This window comes from Clostridium sp. TJA038, assembly GCF_058310255.1.
In genome coordinates this window covers 1,189,136-1,204,842 of the sequence record NZ_JBZEFA010000001.1, presented here as the reverse complement: position 1 = coordinate 1,204,842, position 15,707 = coordinate 1,189,136, and the positions used below count along the sequence as shown (strand labels likewise).

The following is a 15,707-nucleotide window of genomic DNA, read 5'->3' as shown; positions in this document are numbered from 1 at the left end:
AATTAAATTTATATAAGGGAGTTTTAATATTCTAAGTTTTGAATATTAAAACTCCCTTTTTTTAAAACTTATATTTATAGATTTTTAAATAAAAATAAAAATTTGTATGGTAGAATATTTTTTTAAGTAAAATATATGCTTAAGGAAGGAGAAAAACTTGGAAGTAAAAAACATAAGAGAAATTTTTAAAAAAGCCTTACCACCTACCATATTATCTATTATTTTACTTCAGATGAATTTAAGATTTTTCGGAGCAAGTAATATAATTATAGCAACTTATATGACCTTGACCTTTATAAGGATGAGAACTTATTTAATAATAGAAAATAATATTTTTAAGCCTTTATTTATTCATTTATTTATAGGAGTACTAGCATCTATTGCTAGTATGGGAGGGATATTAGAAGTTATTATAAACTTTTTTGGAATAATAACCTTAGTATATCTTTTAACAGATGAATATAACCCTGATAGTTATTTCCCATATTTAATGGCTTTTGTACTTTTACAGATGTTTCCTGTTAAAGTTTCTGAAATATCAGGAAGACTTTTAGGAATTTTTCTGTCATATATAATAGTTTATATAGCTCTTATTATAGTATCTCCTAGTGGAGAGGATAGTAAGATTGAATCTCTTATAAAAAGAGGCTTTGAAAATATAACTTCTCAATTTAAAAATCTTTATTATGGAAAGGTTGATAATATAAAAGAGGAACAGATAGAGCTTTTTGATATATGCAGAGAGTTAAATAGGTTTGTTTATTCAGGTGGAAGAAGAAAATATTATCAAATAATTATATCTTTTCAACACATAAATAACATACTTCATGATTTGAGAGAATCAAAGGAGGTTATTGTTGAAAGTAGAAAGGAACTTAAGAAGTTTTATAAGCTTTTTCATTCTTTAGAAAATAATTTTAAGGATTTTAACTTTTGTAAACATAAGTTAGATGAATTTGAAAAGGAAATTAAATTTAAAAATAATAACTTAAATTACTACATAGACTTAGTATTAAAATATTTAAATGAAGCTATAAAACATTTAAATTATCATAGATTTAATTTAGGGAAGTTTTTAGAGTTTAAAAAAAATAAGGACTATTTTCAAGTTTATAGTAAATATAATTTTAAGCTTAATCAATTTAAATTTAGGTTTGCAATAAGAATGGCAATTATAGTAACTTTATCTTTTTTAGCAATTAGAGTATTTTCTCTTCCTAAGGGGTATTGGCTTCCTATGACTGTATTTATTTTAGCACTTCCTTTTTATGAAGATAGTAAAAAAAGAGTATATGCTAGATTTAGAGGAACTTTTTTGGGGGTTATTTTAGCTTTTTTACTATTCTCTATATTTAAAGGAAAGGAAATGCATTTTATTATAATAGTAATTACAACATTTTTCATGTACGCTTTTAAAGATTATGCAACTATGAGTATATATGTAACTTGTTATGCTTTAGCCATAACAACTATATATATGAAAGATGGAGAGGCTGTTTTTTTAAGATTATCTTATACTGCAATAGCTGCACTTATAGTTCTTTTTGCAAATAAATTTATACTCCCTAATAAAAATCATGTTGAACTTATTAATATGATTGAACGGCTTATAGATTTAGATAAAATTATGATTGAAAAAGTTAAGGGGGCTTTAAAAGGTAATTTTGATGAAATGGAATTAAGAAGAATAATATATTCATCTTATCTTATAAGTGGAAGAATACAAATGCATACTAATCCAAAGGATGAAAAAGAAGGGGTATATATAAAAAAGTTCATGCTTTCAAATAGTGAATTTACAACATCTATAATAAATTATGCTGTGGTTTTAAGCAATGCAGAAAAGGGAGCCTTAGATTATGATTATGTAATTTCTGCAGTTGATTTGATTTATAATAAATTAAATTCTTTTAAGGAGGAGTTTTTTAAAGAACCTAATTATTTAGGAAACTATTGCAAAAATATACAACTTATAAAGCATGAGGATAACTATAAAAATTATTGCTTAATAAAATGTGTTGACAGGGTTTATACTTTAGAGAAAAGCTTAAATGAGTTAAAAGAAGTAATAAATTAAGAAAATATTAAATTTTTTTAATGTTAACATATTTATTAAAGATAAAGCATATATAAATAATAGAGCATTTAATTTTTTCTTTTATAAATAGAATTAGAGAGGAGTGAGCAAAATGGCATCAAATTTAAATGTTAATTCTAAAGAGGATATAAGTGTTTTAAGAGAATCTAATTTAGAAGATTTAACTATGAATGCTTTTTGCTTTAATTGCGAAAAAGGTTTTAGTGGAAATGAGGGAGGATATTTCATAGTAGATGAACCCTATTGTTCTTTAGAGTGTGTTTTAGATGGAATAATAAAAGATTTGAAAAATGATTTTATTTTAAAGAAAATAAGTAAAGAAAAGTTTGATTTAGAATATTTATATAAAAGTTCTGCAAAAAATTCTCTAAGTCATCTTAAAAATCATTATAATTTAGATAGTAATGACAAGGAATTTTTAATTAAACTTGCAAAGAAAAAGGAAGCTTTTTATTTATTAGAACTTTTAGAAAAGGTTCTTTAGTATTTTAATAGAATTAAATTATGATATTTTTATAAAAATAAGGGGGATTTAAAATCCCCTTTATTTTTTTATCTAGGCATTTTAGTAACAATAAATAAAACTTTAGAATATTATACTAAGTAAAGTATTTTTAAGGAATAATATTATCAATTGATAATAAATTATATAGTAAATTTAAGGTATTAATATATTTTTTATATTAATTGATAATTTAGAAGGAGAATTTTATGGAATCAAGATATGGTGAGGCTAATAAAGTTACAATTATAGCTATACTTTGGAATATATTTTTAACTTTAGTAAAAATAATATCTGGTATAGTTGGAAAATCAAATGCTATGATAGCAGATGGTATTCATTCTGCCTCAGATATTTTAAGTTCTCTTGGGGTTTTAATTGGAAATAAGATTTCTAGTAGACCAAAGGATAAGGGGCATAATTATGGTCATGAAAAGGCAGAAACCTTAGTTTCTTTTTTATTAGCTATTTTACTAGTGATTGTATCTTTAAAAATTGGTTATAATGGTTTTTATTCTCTTTTTCATTTAAATGAAGTTGAAATTCCAACTACTCTTCCTTTAATTGTTTCTCTTTTATCTATTATTATAAAAGAATATCAATATAGAATTACTATTAAGGTAGCTAAAAAAACAAATTCACCTTCTTTAAAAGCAGATGCTTGGCATCACAGGTCAGATGCATTGTCATCTATTGCAGCTTTTATAGGTATTTTAGGAGCTATTTTAGGTTTTAAAGCTTTAGATTCTATAGCATCTATAGTTGTGGCCATTTTTATATTAAAAGTTGGAGTTGAAATTTTAATTTCATCCTGTAATGAACTTATGGATATTTCAATTGATGAAGAGAAGGAAAGAGAGATATGTACTATTGTTGAAAGTATTGAGGAGATAAAAGCTTTAAGAGAAATAAGAACTAGGAAATATGGACCAATGGCCTATGTAGACTTAATAATCTGTGTAGATAAGGATATTTCTGTTTTTGAAGGACATAAAATAGCTAGTAATTTAGAAAGTATTATATTTAAAAATATGAATTTTATAAAAGGAATTACAGTTCATGTAGAACCTTTTGTTTAAATAGAATAAGTGGAGATTTTAATTTTAAGGTCTTCACTTATTTTTTATTCTTTTTTCATATTATTTTAAAATAAATTGTAAATTTATGATACAATTAATTAAAAGTTTTCAAAAAGTAGGGGGGATTTTAATGTTATTAGATGTTTTATTAAGTATAAGCGTTTTGTTAAGTAGTGGATTAAATACTGCTATGGGAGAACATAATGGGATTATGACTTATACAAGGGAAGTTTTAGAAAAAAGTAGGCTATATAATACTTTTAATTTAGAAAGATTTATTTTACAAAAAGACTTTGAAAAGAGCTTTGATTTTTATGATTTTCTATATGATATTGGAGAAGGTATAGAAGGTACTAGTAAAGATGAAAATAATTTTAACTATGGCTATGAAATTTCTGATAACAAGGAGGAGAATAAAGAAGAAAATAGCCTTGGTGAAGAGGATTTTAATGAAGAAGATAAAGAAAACGAACAGCAGGGGCAAGAGGATAATTTTAGTGACGAAAATAATTTTAATGAAGATTATAGCTATGGTAAAGAAGGAGAAGCTAAAAATCAAGGTTATATAGATGAGAATATTTTAAGAATAGTTAAAGATAGATATCCTGAAAGATGGAACGAAGAATTATATTTAGAAAATTGTAACTATAAAGAAAGTAAAAATTATGAGGATACCTATGGATATTTAATTGGAACAAATCTTGGAGATATAGGAGATTTAAATGGAGATTATAATTATAACTATGTTATGCTTTTAGGAGCTAAAGTTAAGTATCCAAATATATTTAAGCTAGATATTTCCTATGGTTTAGAGGATAAATCAGCTATATGTCTTAGAAGTAAGGACGAAAAATTGAGATTTGTTTTAAATAGTCAAGAAAATACAACGGAAATGACTATTGATGATTTTTACAAAGAGGAAGTTGAAGGAAGAGAGGTAGTTAGCTGTAGTAAGGATAATAATAAACTTCAGTATTATGTTAGAAGAGGAAATATTTCATATTATAAGGTGATTTCCTTAGAAAAGGGAAGAATAAGTTATTTTATTTACGAATTTCCAAGAGAGTACGGAGATTCTTTACTTCCTATGATGGAAGAAAGTAAAAATAGCTTTGAGGTCTTTTATGGTTATCCTGATAATTTTAAAGAGTAAAATTAAATAATATTAAGTAATTTTTTATTTATAAAGCTTATTTATGATAAAATTATATTTTATGAAAGTTGTTAAAGGAGGGAGGCCTTTGAATTTAGATACTTTTAATAAGAACTTAGTTAGAAAAACTTCTAGTTTTACTAAAGAACAAGGAAAAAAATTAATTAAGGAAGCATATTTAAAAGAAGTTAAAGGGAAAAGGATAGGTGCTACTTATCATATTTATGGAAGTTTATTTAATGAGGATAGAAATAGAGAAGTTAATACTCACATAAAAATAGAAATTACAAGTAGTGAGATAATAAGTACTAATTGTAGCTGTGAAATTTTTAAAGAAAATAGTAAACATATAAAAAATTATGTGTGTAAACATATTTTTGCAAGTAGTGAAGCTTTCTGTTCCTTAGTTAGAAAAAAGGTAAGAAAAAAATCAAAGATAAATAATGAATTTGTAAAAAGAGAGGAAAAGAAAAAGGAAGAAAAAAGATTTTTATCTTTAGATATAGATATTAAGCAGGTTTTAAATGAGGGTGTAAGCATATATAACTGTGAATTTAAAATAGGTATAGTAAATACAAGCTTAATTTTAGACCTAAAGGATTTTTTATATAAAAATACTTTGAAAAAACCTTTAGAATTTCCTAATGGGTTTACATATAATCCCTTAAAAGATGAGTTTTTAGAAGAAGATAAAAAAATTCTTAGATTTTTAGTAGATAATAGGGAAGATATAAGTGGAAGGTATTTAAAAATAAAACAGAATAATTTAAGGGACTTTTTAAAATTAATAAGTGAAAAAAAGAAAATAAACTTTAATATTAATTCTATAAATTATAAAGTTAATGTTAAAAAGGAAAAGGTGCCTGTATACCTAACCTTAAAGGAGAGGAAAGAAGGATTAATTTTAAGCCATCATAAAAAGTTTCCTGTCCTTTTAAATACTTTAGGAGATGTAATGTTTTTTGATAGGAATTTATATCTTCCAAGAAAACAACAGTTAAAATATTATATTCCAATTCATAAATTGTTTTTGAAAAACAATGAAATTATTTATAAAAATGATTTATATACTTTAAGAAACTTATTAGAAACTCTTAAAAATATAAGTAATAATATTGTTTTAGATGAAAATATTAAAATTTTAAAGAAAAAACTTATGAAGGCAAGATTTTTTCTTTATAAAAAAGAAGAAAAAATATATTTTAATGTAAAAATAGATTATTGTGGATACATAATTGACTTAATAAGAGATGAAAAAAATAATAGTTTTTTAAGAGATTTAAAAATAGAAAAACTTATTGAATTTCAACTTGAAAAATTTAAATTTATAAAAAAAGAAGAGGATTTTTTATTTATAGGAAATGAAGAAGACTTATATGAACTTTTTTTAGTTGGAATTAAAAAACTAAAGGACTTTGGCAAGGTTTTAATAGGGGAAGAATTTAAGGAGTTTAAAATTATAGATTCTTCTTTTATTACCTCAGAACTTATAGATTTTAATAATTTTTATAAGCTTAAATTTGATTTTTTAGATTTTACTTTAGAGAATTTTAAAGAGAGCATAGAAGCTATGAAAAGTGGGAATAAGTTTTATAAAAGTTCTAAGGGATATTTAAATTTAGAAGATGAAGCTATAGTTGGATTTTTAAATCTTTTAGAGGATTTAGGCTTAGAAAATATAAAAAATAATGAGGTTTATATAGATAAAAATAAGGTCTTGTATATAGAAGAAAAATTAAAGGATAAAAATCTTTCTTTTATAAAAGGAGGAAGAGTTCTTAAACATATAGTGGAAAAACTTATAAACAAGGATTTTAAAAGAAAACTTGTTCCAAAAAACTTAAATGCAGAGCTTAGACCTTATCAAAAAGAAGGCTTTAAATGGCTTAATGAAATTACTCATTTAGGCTTTGGAGGTATTTTAGCAGATGATATGGGGCTTGGTAAAACTATTCAAATCATAGCTTTTTTATTATCCCAAAAAAAGAGTAAAAGTATAGTTATAGTTCCAACTTCAGTTATATATAACTGGAAGGAGGAGTTTGAAAAATTTGCTAAAGATATAAAGGTTTTAATGGTTCATGGTAGTAAATCTAAAAGGGAAAAACTTTTAGAAGAATTTAAAAATGGAATTAACTCTAAAAAAAATACTTCCTCTAAAGGAAAGAAAAATTCCTATGAAAGATATGATGTTTTATTAACAACTTATGGAACTATTAAAAATGATGAAAAGTTATATGAAGAATTGGACTTTGATTATTGTATTATAGATGAAGGGCAAAATATAAAAAATCCAGAGGCTCAAGTAACCTTAGCTGTTAAAAGTATTAAATCAAGATGCAATATAGCTTTAACAGGAACACCTATAGAAAATAATTTAATGGAACTTTGGTCAATTTTTGATTTTGTTATGCCAGGATATTTGTTTACTAGAGAAAGATTTAGAGAAAGATTTATTTTAGATGAAGGCAATTTAGAAGAATTAAAAAATTTAATAGCTCCTTTTATTTTAAGAAGATTTAAAGAGGAGGTTTTAAAAGAGCTTCCAGAAAAGATAGAGAAAAAATACTTAGTAGAGATTAGAGGAAAACAAAAACAGATTTATAATACCTATGTGAAAAATTTAAAAGATAAATTAAAAGATAAAAATAGTAAAGATAAAATAAATTTATTTTCTTATTTGACAAAGTTAAGAGAAATATGTTTAGACCCATCCTTAGTTATGGAAAACTATAGTGGAGAGAGTAGTAAGCTTATTGTTGTTAAGGAGATTGTAAAGGAAGCTATTTGTAATAATAAAAAGATTTTATTATTTTCACAGTTTACTTCAGTACTTGAAAAAATAAAAGAATCCTTAAAAAAAGAGGGTATTTCCTATATGTATTTAGATGGGGCAGTTTCAGCTAAAGAAAGATTAAACAGGGTTAAAGGATTTAATGAAGATGATAATATAAAAGTATTTTTGATTTCTTTAAAAGCAGGAGGTGTTGGATTGAACTTAACCTCTGCAAGTTTAGTTATACATTTTGACCCTTGGTGGAATCCAGCTATAGAAGATCAAGCTACAGATAGGGCTCATAGATTTGGACAAATAAATAAGGTTGAAGTTATAAAGTTAGTTGCAAAGGATACTATTGAAGAAAAAATATTATTAATGCAAGAATATAAAAGAGAACTTATAAAGTCCTTAATAGATGGAAAAGCTATGGATGGAAAGGGATTAAGACGTCTTACAGAAGAAGAAATAATTCAGTTATTTGAATAAAATTATAAAAAGCTAAGATATTTTAATACCTTAGCTTTTTATAATTTAACCATTATCTGTATTTGTAGTTAGTTGGTGGCAAACCAAGTTAGAGAGTTTAAGAAATAAGATTAATAAATCTTATTATACATAAAAATCATCCAAGTTATCTTAAAAGTAAAGAAGGTTTTTACTTTTAAAAATACAATATAAAAAACAGGCTAACAGAAAATCCGAAAGTTTATAGTATAACCATACGTTCCTAAGTATGTTCTTTAAATATACTACATTTACATTATAAACTACTATTTGTAATATATAAACTAAATTTTAAAATTTGGTTAAAATAAATATATTTTCTAAGTTTAATAATTATATATTTATTTAATTAGATTTAGTAAAATTAGAAAGTAACTTTTGAAAGGAGATATTAGATTTTATAATGAGAATAAATAAGCTTTTTAGTAACTTTGGTATATGCTCTAGAAAAGAAACTAATAAAATTATTAGAGAAGGAAGGGTTACTGTTAATGGTAAACCATGTATAGAAGGACAATGGGTTGAGTTAAGTGATGAAATACTTTTAGATGGAAAACCCTTAGCTAAGAAGGAGAAAATTTATATAGCTCTTAATAAACCTGTAGGGGTTGTATGCACAGCTTCAGAGGAGGTAGAAAATAATATAATAGATTATTTAGGCATAGAGGACTATGTTTTTCCTATAGGTAGATTAGATAAGGATTCTCAAGGTTTAATTATTTTAACTAATGATGGTGATTTAGCAAATCAAGTTTTAGCAGCTGAAAATAATCATGAAAAGGAATATATAGTAACTTTAGATAATCCTTTTTACGAAGATTTTATTGAGAAGATGGAAAAGGGTGTTTTTATCTTAGGTAAGTTAACAAAGCCTTGTAAAGTTAAAAGAATAAATGAAAATACATATTCAATAATATTAACTCAAGGGTTAAATAGACAGATAAGAAGGATGAGTAAAGTTTTTGGATTTAATGTAGTTAAATTAGAAAGAATTAGAATAGTTAATATAACTATTGATGATATAGAATATGGAAAATGGAAATATATAAATGAAGAAGAAATTTTAAAGTTAAAAAAATTATTAAATTCTTAAGTTTTAAATTAAAAAGATATTGATTTAAAATTATTTAATTATTTACAACTATAATTAATCACCTTGTATTATTATATTAAGTAAGAGAAAGATTAAATATATGTATAAGAGGTGAGATAAATGGATATGTTATCAAAAAGTATTAAAGATAAAGTTGTTATAGTAACTGGTGGAACAAGAGGAATTGGCTTTGCAACAGTTAGAAAATTTTTAGAATGTGGTGCTAAAGTTGCTTTATGCGGTTCAAGAGAAAAAACTGTTAATGAAGCATTAGAAAAATTAAAGGATATAGACCCAAGCTTTAAGGTTATAGGATTTCATCCTAACTTATTAAATTTAAAAGAAGTTAATCATATGGTTTCTAAGGTTTTAGAGAAATTTGGAACTGTAGATATACTTATAAACAATGCAGGGGTTAGTGATAGCAAGGCTATATATGACCAAAGTGATGAGGACTTTTCTAAGATAATTGATATTAATGTAAATGCTATATTTAATTGTACTAAGGCCTGTGCAGAAATAATGAAGGAGAAAAAATTTGGTGTTGTTTTAAATACTAGTTCTGTTGTAAGTATATATGGACAAAAAACAGGAGTTGGTTACCCAACATCAAAATTTGCAGTAAATGGATTAACTAAATCTTTAGCAAGGGAACTTGGACAAGATGGTATAAGAGTTAATGCGGTAGCACCAGGAGTGATTGCAACTGACATGGTTTCAAGCCTAGATGAAAATTTAGTTAAAAGAATAGCTAGTAATATACCTTTAGGAAGAGTTGGACAAGCTGATGATATAGCAAATGCCTTTTTATTCTTAGCTTCCGATATGGCAAGTTACATAAGCGGAGAAATTTTATCTGTAGATGGTGCAGTAGTTATATAGTTTAAAATAAAAGTAGGAATTCTTAATTTTAAGAATTCCTACTTTTATTTTAATAGTTATATGGTAAAAATTTGATTTTTATCTTGCAAAGGTATAAACTAAAAATATATTACAAGTTTTTACATAATAAACATTATTTATCGGATAAAATATATTAAAGAAAGTTGGGAATAAAATGGATATAGAACAAGTTATTATAAGAATAGTTTTATCTATAGTAATAGGGGGCTTAGTTGGGTGCAATAGAGAATATAGAAATAGACCAGCTGGTTTTAGAACACATATGCTAGTTTGTTTAGGAGCTACCATTGCAGGTCTTATACAAGTTCAAGTAGGACATTTTGTTATTGAAGAAATAGTTCAAAATCAAGCTATTAATGGTATTTTGCATGTTGATGTAGGAAGAATTGTATGTCAGGTTATCTCAGGAGTTGGTTTTTTAGGTGCTGGTGCAATAATACAGACTAAGGGAACTGTAAAAGGTTTAACAACAGCGGCTTCTATGTGGGCAGTAGCTGGAGTTGGAATTGCAATTGGTATGGGATTTTATGCTATAAGTATTTTTAGTGGAGCTAGTATTTTGTTAGTTTTAATTTCTTTAAAAAAATTTGAAGATAGATTTATTATAAGAACTAGGAATGTAAATATGGAAATAAAGTGCAATGATATTAAGGCTTTAAATGAGATAAATGATTTTTTTGAGGAGTATCAAATAAAAATAAGTAATATTGAAACTAAGGAGGGGAATGTATACGAATACAGAATAGAGGCTCCTCAATTTGTTAGTATAAATGAAATAGTAAGTGGACTTATAATTAATGAAAATATAAATAAGGTAAAAAAGATAGGTTTTGGAATGTAAAAATAAAGGGAGAAATATTCTCCCTTTATTTTATAAATTTAGAATTTCTTCAAAAACTTTATTATGCTCTATATCTTTACTTAAAATTTGAATTAAATATATTATATCCTTTTCTGAAATGTCTTTTTCTAGAGAAAGAGAGTATAAGATTAAATAGGCTTTTATTAAGTTATAGGTATTTATAAGTTTTTTTCCACTAAGACTTAGTTTTTCACCTTTATTAAAGGGAATAATATCCTTAAAAATTTGATTAACTAGATAATTTTCAAAAATATAAGAGTAGTTTTTTAAAGGAGCTTCTAAATTTTCTACATTAGAGTTTTTTAATTTAGAAAAAATGTTTTTATTGTTTTTCAAAGATATTATAAATTCTTTTAGTCTTTTTCCTATTATTTTATTTGAAAGATTTTTTTCTAGAATAGTAAAATAAAAATCCTTATGTATTTTTATTAAAGGAGGAGTAGTAAGGGAAAAAATTTTATTAAGTTCTAGATAACTATTATTTAAATTTTCTAAGAGCATTTCTATTTCATAGAATTTTTCTTTTTCTTTTAAAGTTTCTAATTTGGAATAGAATAATTTTAAAATGGAAAGTCTTTCTTCAATAGAGAAATCTCTATTTTGCATAATATTTATAGAAATTATTCTTATATCCCAAAAGTATTGAAGCAGGTTATTTGAATCTAAAAAGGCTTCAGTATCTATAACTCTTCTTATTTCTAAATTATTATGATTAATATTTTCTACTGTTTCAATAAATTCCATTTTTTCTTTATTTAAAAAAGCTATATTACATATTTCTTCACAGGAAGGAAGACCACTTTTTTCATATATATTGTCTATAATATTAAAAACTCTAGGGTATCTTTTACAGGTTATAGAAAGGTTTTCTTCACCACATTTTTGATGAATTTCACAAAGTAAGTTTTCATTTAAGAAAGGACATCTATTTTCCTCTGTTATTTTCATAAATCCAAAATTAAAATAATCCTTTGAGGAAGAATTTTTTATATATTTTCCTTCTGTTAATTTTTTTAAAGTTCCTTTATCCTTTTTATATTTTTTAAAAGTTGTTTCATCTATGTTAATGTCCCAACCAACACAGCAAGTATCATTACAGTTAGGACCTATACATTTAAAGTTTTTCATGTATTTTGGAATAAAAAAATTTGTTTTCAAAACAACACCATCTTTCGTGTAAAATTATACTGCCTTAATATTTTATCACTTAGCTCTATAAATAGTTAGTAATTTTTTTAGAAAGTAAAATTATAAAAATAAATAAATCTATTTAATATTTTGCTACTAGAATTGTTTTAAATAATAAATATTTGATAATCAAAATAATTCGTGATATAATTATGACTTACAAAAAGTCTTTTTTAAGGAGAGCTATATGAGTACAGCAAATAAAACACAAGATATTAAAACTAAGAAAAAGTGGGGAAAGGGAAAAAAGTGGATTTGTGGAATATTAATAGCAGTAGTAATAGTTATTATTTTAGCTTTAGGATTTGGAGGAAATTATTTATATAATTTAGCTATAAACCCAGATACACCAAAGGACATAGTTTTTGATTCAACAGAAAGTAGCAAAGATGTTGTTACAGTAGATAGTACTAGTGGTCCTGTTAGTATTTCAAGTGAAGAGTGGCTTTTAAATCAAAGTGGTTATGAAGATTTATATATGACTTCAAAAGATGGATTAAAGTTACACAATTATCTTATAAAAAATCCAAATTCTAATAAATGGGTTATTACAGTGCATGGATATACTTCACAAGGAAAGTTAACTTCATATTATGCAAAAAACTTTTATGACATGGGTTATAATGTTATAATTCCAGATTTAAGAGGTCATGGAAGTAGTGAAGGTGATTATATCGGAATGGGATGGGACGAGCGTTTAGATATTATAGATTTAATTAACTATATAGTTAAAGAAGATAAAAATGCAGAAATTGTTTTATATGGAATATCAATGGGAGCAGCTACAGTACTTAATACTTCAGGAGAAAATCTTCCAAGTAATGTTAAGGCTATTGTAGCAGACTGTGGATATACTAGTGCATGGGACGAGTTTGCATACCAATTAGACAAGCTTTTTGGTCTTCCAGCTTTTCCAATGATGCATGTTGCAAATTTAATAACTAAGGTTAGAGCGGGATATTGGATAAATGAATCTTCTCCAATTTCTCAAACTGCAAAATCAAAAACACCTACTTTATTTATTCAAGGAGATGAAGATACCTTTGTTCCTTCTTTTATGGTAGATGAGCTTTATGAGGCATCTTCTGCTGAAAAGGAAAAGTTAATAATAGAAGGGGCTGGACATGCTAAGGCAAGTAAGGTTAATCCAAAGCTTTATTGGGAAACAATAGATGATTTTTTAAATAAATATGTAAAGTAAAGTATAAGTTTTAAAGGATAAAACTTTATAATAAAAAAATAAACAGCAAATTTGCTGTTTATTTTTTTATGTAGTTGATTTAGGGGATAATTTAGCTTTAAAAACTCCTATTATAGCAGGTAATATAGAAATAATTATTATAACTATAATAACTATTGAAAAGTTTTCTGAAACTATTTTTATGTTTCCAAAAAAGTATCCTAAAAAGGAAACAATTATAATCCAGATAAATCCTCCTACTGCATTAAAAAATAAAAAATTTCTATAGTTCATTTCTCCAATGCCTGCAACAAAAGGAGCAAAGGTTCTTATTATTGGAATAAATCTAGCTATAACTAAGGTTTTTCCACCATACTTGTTGTAATAGCCATTAGTTTTATCTATATATTCTTTTTTTATAATATTAGATTTAGAAATTAACTTACCACCTAAAAACTTACCAATGCTATAGTTTAAGCTATCTCCAAGAATTGCAGCTATTAAAAGTAAAGGAACTAATATAAAAATATTCATCATCTTTAAAGCACAAAAGGCAGAGGCTGCAAATATTACTGAATCTCCAGGTAAAAAAGGAGTAACTACTAAACCAGTTTCGGCAAGAATTATTAAGAATAAAAGTAAGTAGGTAAATGTTCCATAATTGAGAATAAAAACACTTAAATACTTGTCTAAATGTAGTATTAAATCAAAAAAATTCATAATTAAGTTCATAAAAATCTCCTAACATATTAATAAATCTATCTTTAATTATATTACGTAAATAATAAATATTCATTAATAATAAGGATAAAATGTTAAAAAAGTACATTATTTTTTAAATTAATAAACAAATTAAGGGAAAATATATAGGTATATAATTATGTTAATTCTATTAAATAAATATAGTAGTTATATATAATTACATATTATAATATATTTATAAAATATATTTTTATTAAATAGGGAGTATACAAATGAGTAAATTAACTTTAAAAGAAAAGCAAGAGTTAAAAGCTAAAGGAATTTTAAATCAAAAGCAAGAAGATTTTTATGCTATAAGATTTTTAAGTAAAGCAGGATATTTTAAAGCAGAGGAAATAGATGCTATTTCTAAAATAGCAAAGGATTATGGAAATGGAGAAATAAGTTTAACTAGTAGGCTTACTATTGAGATACCTTATATAAAAGAGGAGAATATATATAAGGTTATTGAAAGAGCTGAGGAAAATAATCTTAGAATAGGAGGAGCAGGAAAAACTGTTAGAGCAGTTTTATCTTGTAAGGGAACTGTTTGTAAGCATGGACTTTGTGATACTAGAAGAATTGCAGAAATTTTAGAGGATAGATTTTTAGGTAGAGAGGTTCCCTCTAAATTTAAAATAGGAGTTTTTGGTTGTTCAAATAGTTATGGAAAGGCTCAAAGTAATGATTTTTCTATCTTACCTTCTTTAAATAGTGAAAGTAAGAAGATAGAGTTTTTAGTTTTTTTAGGAGGAAGAGCAGGAAGAAAATCAAGAAAAGCAGAACCTATGAAAAGATTATTTAAGGAAGAAGAAATTATTCCTCTTTTAGAAACTGTTATAGAATGTTATAAAGAAACTGCACAAGGGAAAGAAAGACTTGCAGAAGTTATTGAGAGAATGGGATATGATAATTTTGAAGAAAAACTTTTAAATAGGTTTGCTTCATAAAAAATAATTTTTGAAAAGAGATGATATCTTTGATTGAAAAGAAAATAGTTATTGAGGATAATATATATTTAGAAAAATTTTTTGAACATAATAAAAAGCATGAAGAATATATAAAAGATAAAATCTATAACTCTACTTTAGATTTAATAAATAATAATCCTCATAAGATTAAGAAGGTTAGAGGATATAAGTATAAGGGAAAAACTATATATGAGTATAAAATTCCTCTAGAGCCTTCTTTAGATTGTAGAGTTGCATATATTTTTGAGGATGAAGAGATAAGTGTATTTTTTATTTCTAATGTAGTTATAAAAAAGGAATTTACAAAACTTGTTTCTAAATTAAAAAATGTAAATAAAGCTTAGGGGGATGTATTTAGAGTGGTAAATATAGCGGATTTTATAGATGTTGCTTTATATACAGCAAAGAGAATAGAAATAAATGAAAAGGTTAATTTTAAAAGCTTTAAAAAAGATAGAGAAATTGAAATAGAAAAAATAGATAAAGATTTATATAAAGTGCATGAAAATGGATTTAAAAGAGATGTATTTTTAAATTTAGATGAAAAAGATTTAAAGAGAACTTTGAAATATCTTCAAAAAAAAGAATTTCCTAAGAGTAATAGACTTTGGTATAAAATAATAAGAAAAAAGAATTAAAAATATTTATATAACC

The 15,707-nt window shown here is 24.8% G+C and carries 14 protein-coding genes; 12 read left to right on the top strand and 2 right to left on the bottom strand.

The features are described 5' to 3' along the window. Window positions 1-157 precede the first annotated feature (157 nt). From AC4FQV_RS05670 to AC4FQV_RS05635, 8 genes are all read left to right on the top strand, one after another. Entirely contained in the window at window positions 158-2,077 is a 1,920-nt protein-coding gene (locus AC4FQV_RS05670; RefSeq protein WP_491164910.1) for an FUSC family protein, read from the top strand. Window positions 2,078-2,189: 112 nt separating this feature from the next. Beyond that, entirely contained in the window at window positions 2,190-2,582 is a 393-nt protein-coding gene (locus AC4FQV_RS05665; protein ID WP_491138220.1) for a hypothetical protein, read from the top strand. Between the two features lie 227 nt (window positions 2,583-2,809). Beyond that, window positions 2,810-3,679 (top strand): cation diffusion facilitator family transporter, encoded by an 870-nt coding sequence (locus AC4FQV_RS05660; RefSeq protein ID WP_491164907.1) that lies wholly within the window; start codon window positions 2,810-2,812, stop codon window positions 3,677-3,679. A gap of 130 nt (window positions 3,680-3,809) precedes the next feature. Next, window positions 3,810-4,832 (top strand): hypothetical protein, encoded by a 1,023-nt coding sequence (locus tag AC4FQV_RS05655; RefSeq protein WP_491164905.1) that lies wholly within the window; start codon window positions 3,810-3,812, stop codon window positions 4,830-4,832. An 88-nt stretch (window positions 4,833-4,920) separates the two neighbouring features. Further along, the gene (locus tag AC4FQV_RS05650) at window positions 4,921-8,097 is read left to right on the top strand and encodes a DEAD/DEAH box helicase (protein WP_491164901.1); all 3,177 of its coding nucleotides are present in this window, start codon (window positions 4,921-4,923) and stop codon (window positions 8,095-8,097) included. Window positions 8,098-8,518: 421 nt separating this feature from the next. Continuing rightward, window positions 8,519-9,208 carry a pseudouridine synthase gene (locus AC4FQV_RS05645; RefSeq protein ID WP_491138224.1) on the top strand — a complete coding sequence of 230 codons (690 nt, stop codon included), beginning with the start codon at window positions 8,519-8,521 and terminating at the stop codon, window positions 9,206-9,208. Window positions 9,209-9,328: 120 nt separating this feature from the next. Further along, window positions 9,329-10,090: an SDR family NAD(P)-dependent oxidoreductase gene (locus tag AC4FQV_RS05640; RefSeq protein ID WP_491138225.1), complete on the top strand. Its 762-nt coding sequence runs from the start codon at window positions 9,329-9,331 to the stop codon at window positions 10,088-10,090. Window positions 10,091-10,265: 175 nt separating this feature from the next. Further along, window positions 10,266-10,952, top strand: coding sequence for an MgtC/SapB family protein (locus AC4FQV_RS05635; protein ID WP_491164898.1), 687 nt, complete (start codon window positions 10,266-10,268; stop codon window positions 10,950-10,952). A 30-nt stretch (window positions 10,953-10,982) separates the two neighbouring features. Here AC4FQV_RS05635 and fliB read toward each other — a convergent pair whose 3' ends face one another. Continuing rightward, window positions 10,983-12,131, bottom strand: coding sequence for a flagellin lysine-N-methylase (gene fliB / locus AC4FQV_RS05630; protein WP_491164896.1), 1,149 nt, complete (start codon window positions 12,129-12,131; stop codon window positions 10,983-10,985). 217 nt (window positions 12,132-12,348) lie between these two features. On the opposite strand from fliB, the gene AC4FQV_RS05625 reads away from it, so the two are divergent. After that, window positions 12,349-13,362 (top strand): alpha/beta hydrolase, encoded by a 1,014-nt coding sequence (locus AC4FQV_RS05625; protein WP_491138229.1) that lies wholly within the window; start codon window positions 12,349-12,351, stop codon window positions 13,360-13,362. 66 nt (window positions 13,363-13,428) lie between these two features. Here AC4FQV_RS05625 and AC4FQV_RS05620 read toward each other — a convergent pair whose 3' ends face one another. After that, the gene (locus tag AC4FQV_RS05620) at window positions 13,429-14,073 is read right to left on the bottom strand and encodes a DedA family protein (protein WP_491164894.1); all 645 of its coding nucleotides are present in this window, start codon (window positions 14,071-14,073) and stop codon (window positions 13,429-13,431) included. Window positions 14,074-14,315: 242 nt separating this feature from the next. On the opposite strand from AC4FQV_RS05620, the gene AC4FQV_RS05615 reads away from it, so the two are divergent. From AC4FQV_RS05615 to AC4FQV_RS05605, 3 genes are read left to right on the top strand one after another with little or no spacing between them, the layout of a single operon-like run. Then, the gene (locus AC4FQV_RS05615; protein WP_491138232.1) at window positions 14,316-15,032 is read left to right on the top strand and encodes a ferredoxin-like domain-containing protein; all 717 of its coding nucleotides are present in this window, start codon (window positions 14,316-14,318) and stop codon (window positions 15,030-15,032) included. Window positions 15,033-15,061: 29 nt separating this feature from the next. Further along, complete coding sequence (locus AC4FQV_RS05610) at window positions 15,062-15,397, top strand: hypothetical protein (protein ID WP_491138233.1); 336 nt, start codon at window positions 15,062-15,064, stop codon at window positions 15,395-15,397. A 15-nt stretch (window positions 15,398-15,412) separates the two neighbouring features. After that, the gene (locus AC4FQV_RS05605) at window positions 15,413-15,691 is read left to right on the top strand and encodes a hypothetical protein (RefSeq protein WP_491138235.1); all 279 of its coding nucleotides are present in this window, start codon (window positions 15,413-15,415) and stop codon (window positions 15,689-15,691) included. The last annotated feature ends 16 nt before the right edge of the window (window positions 15,692-15,707 follow it).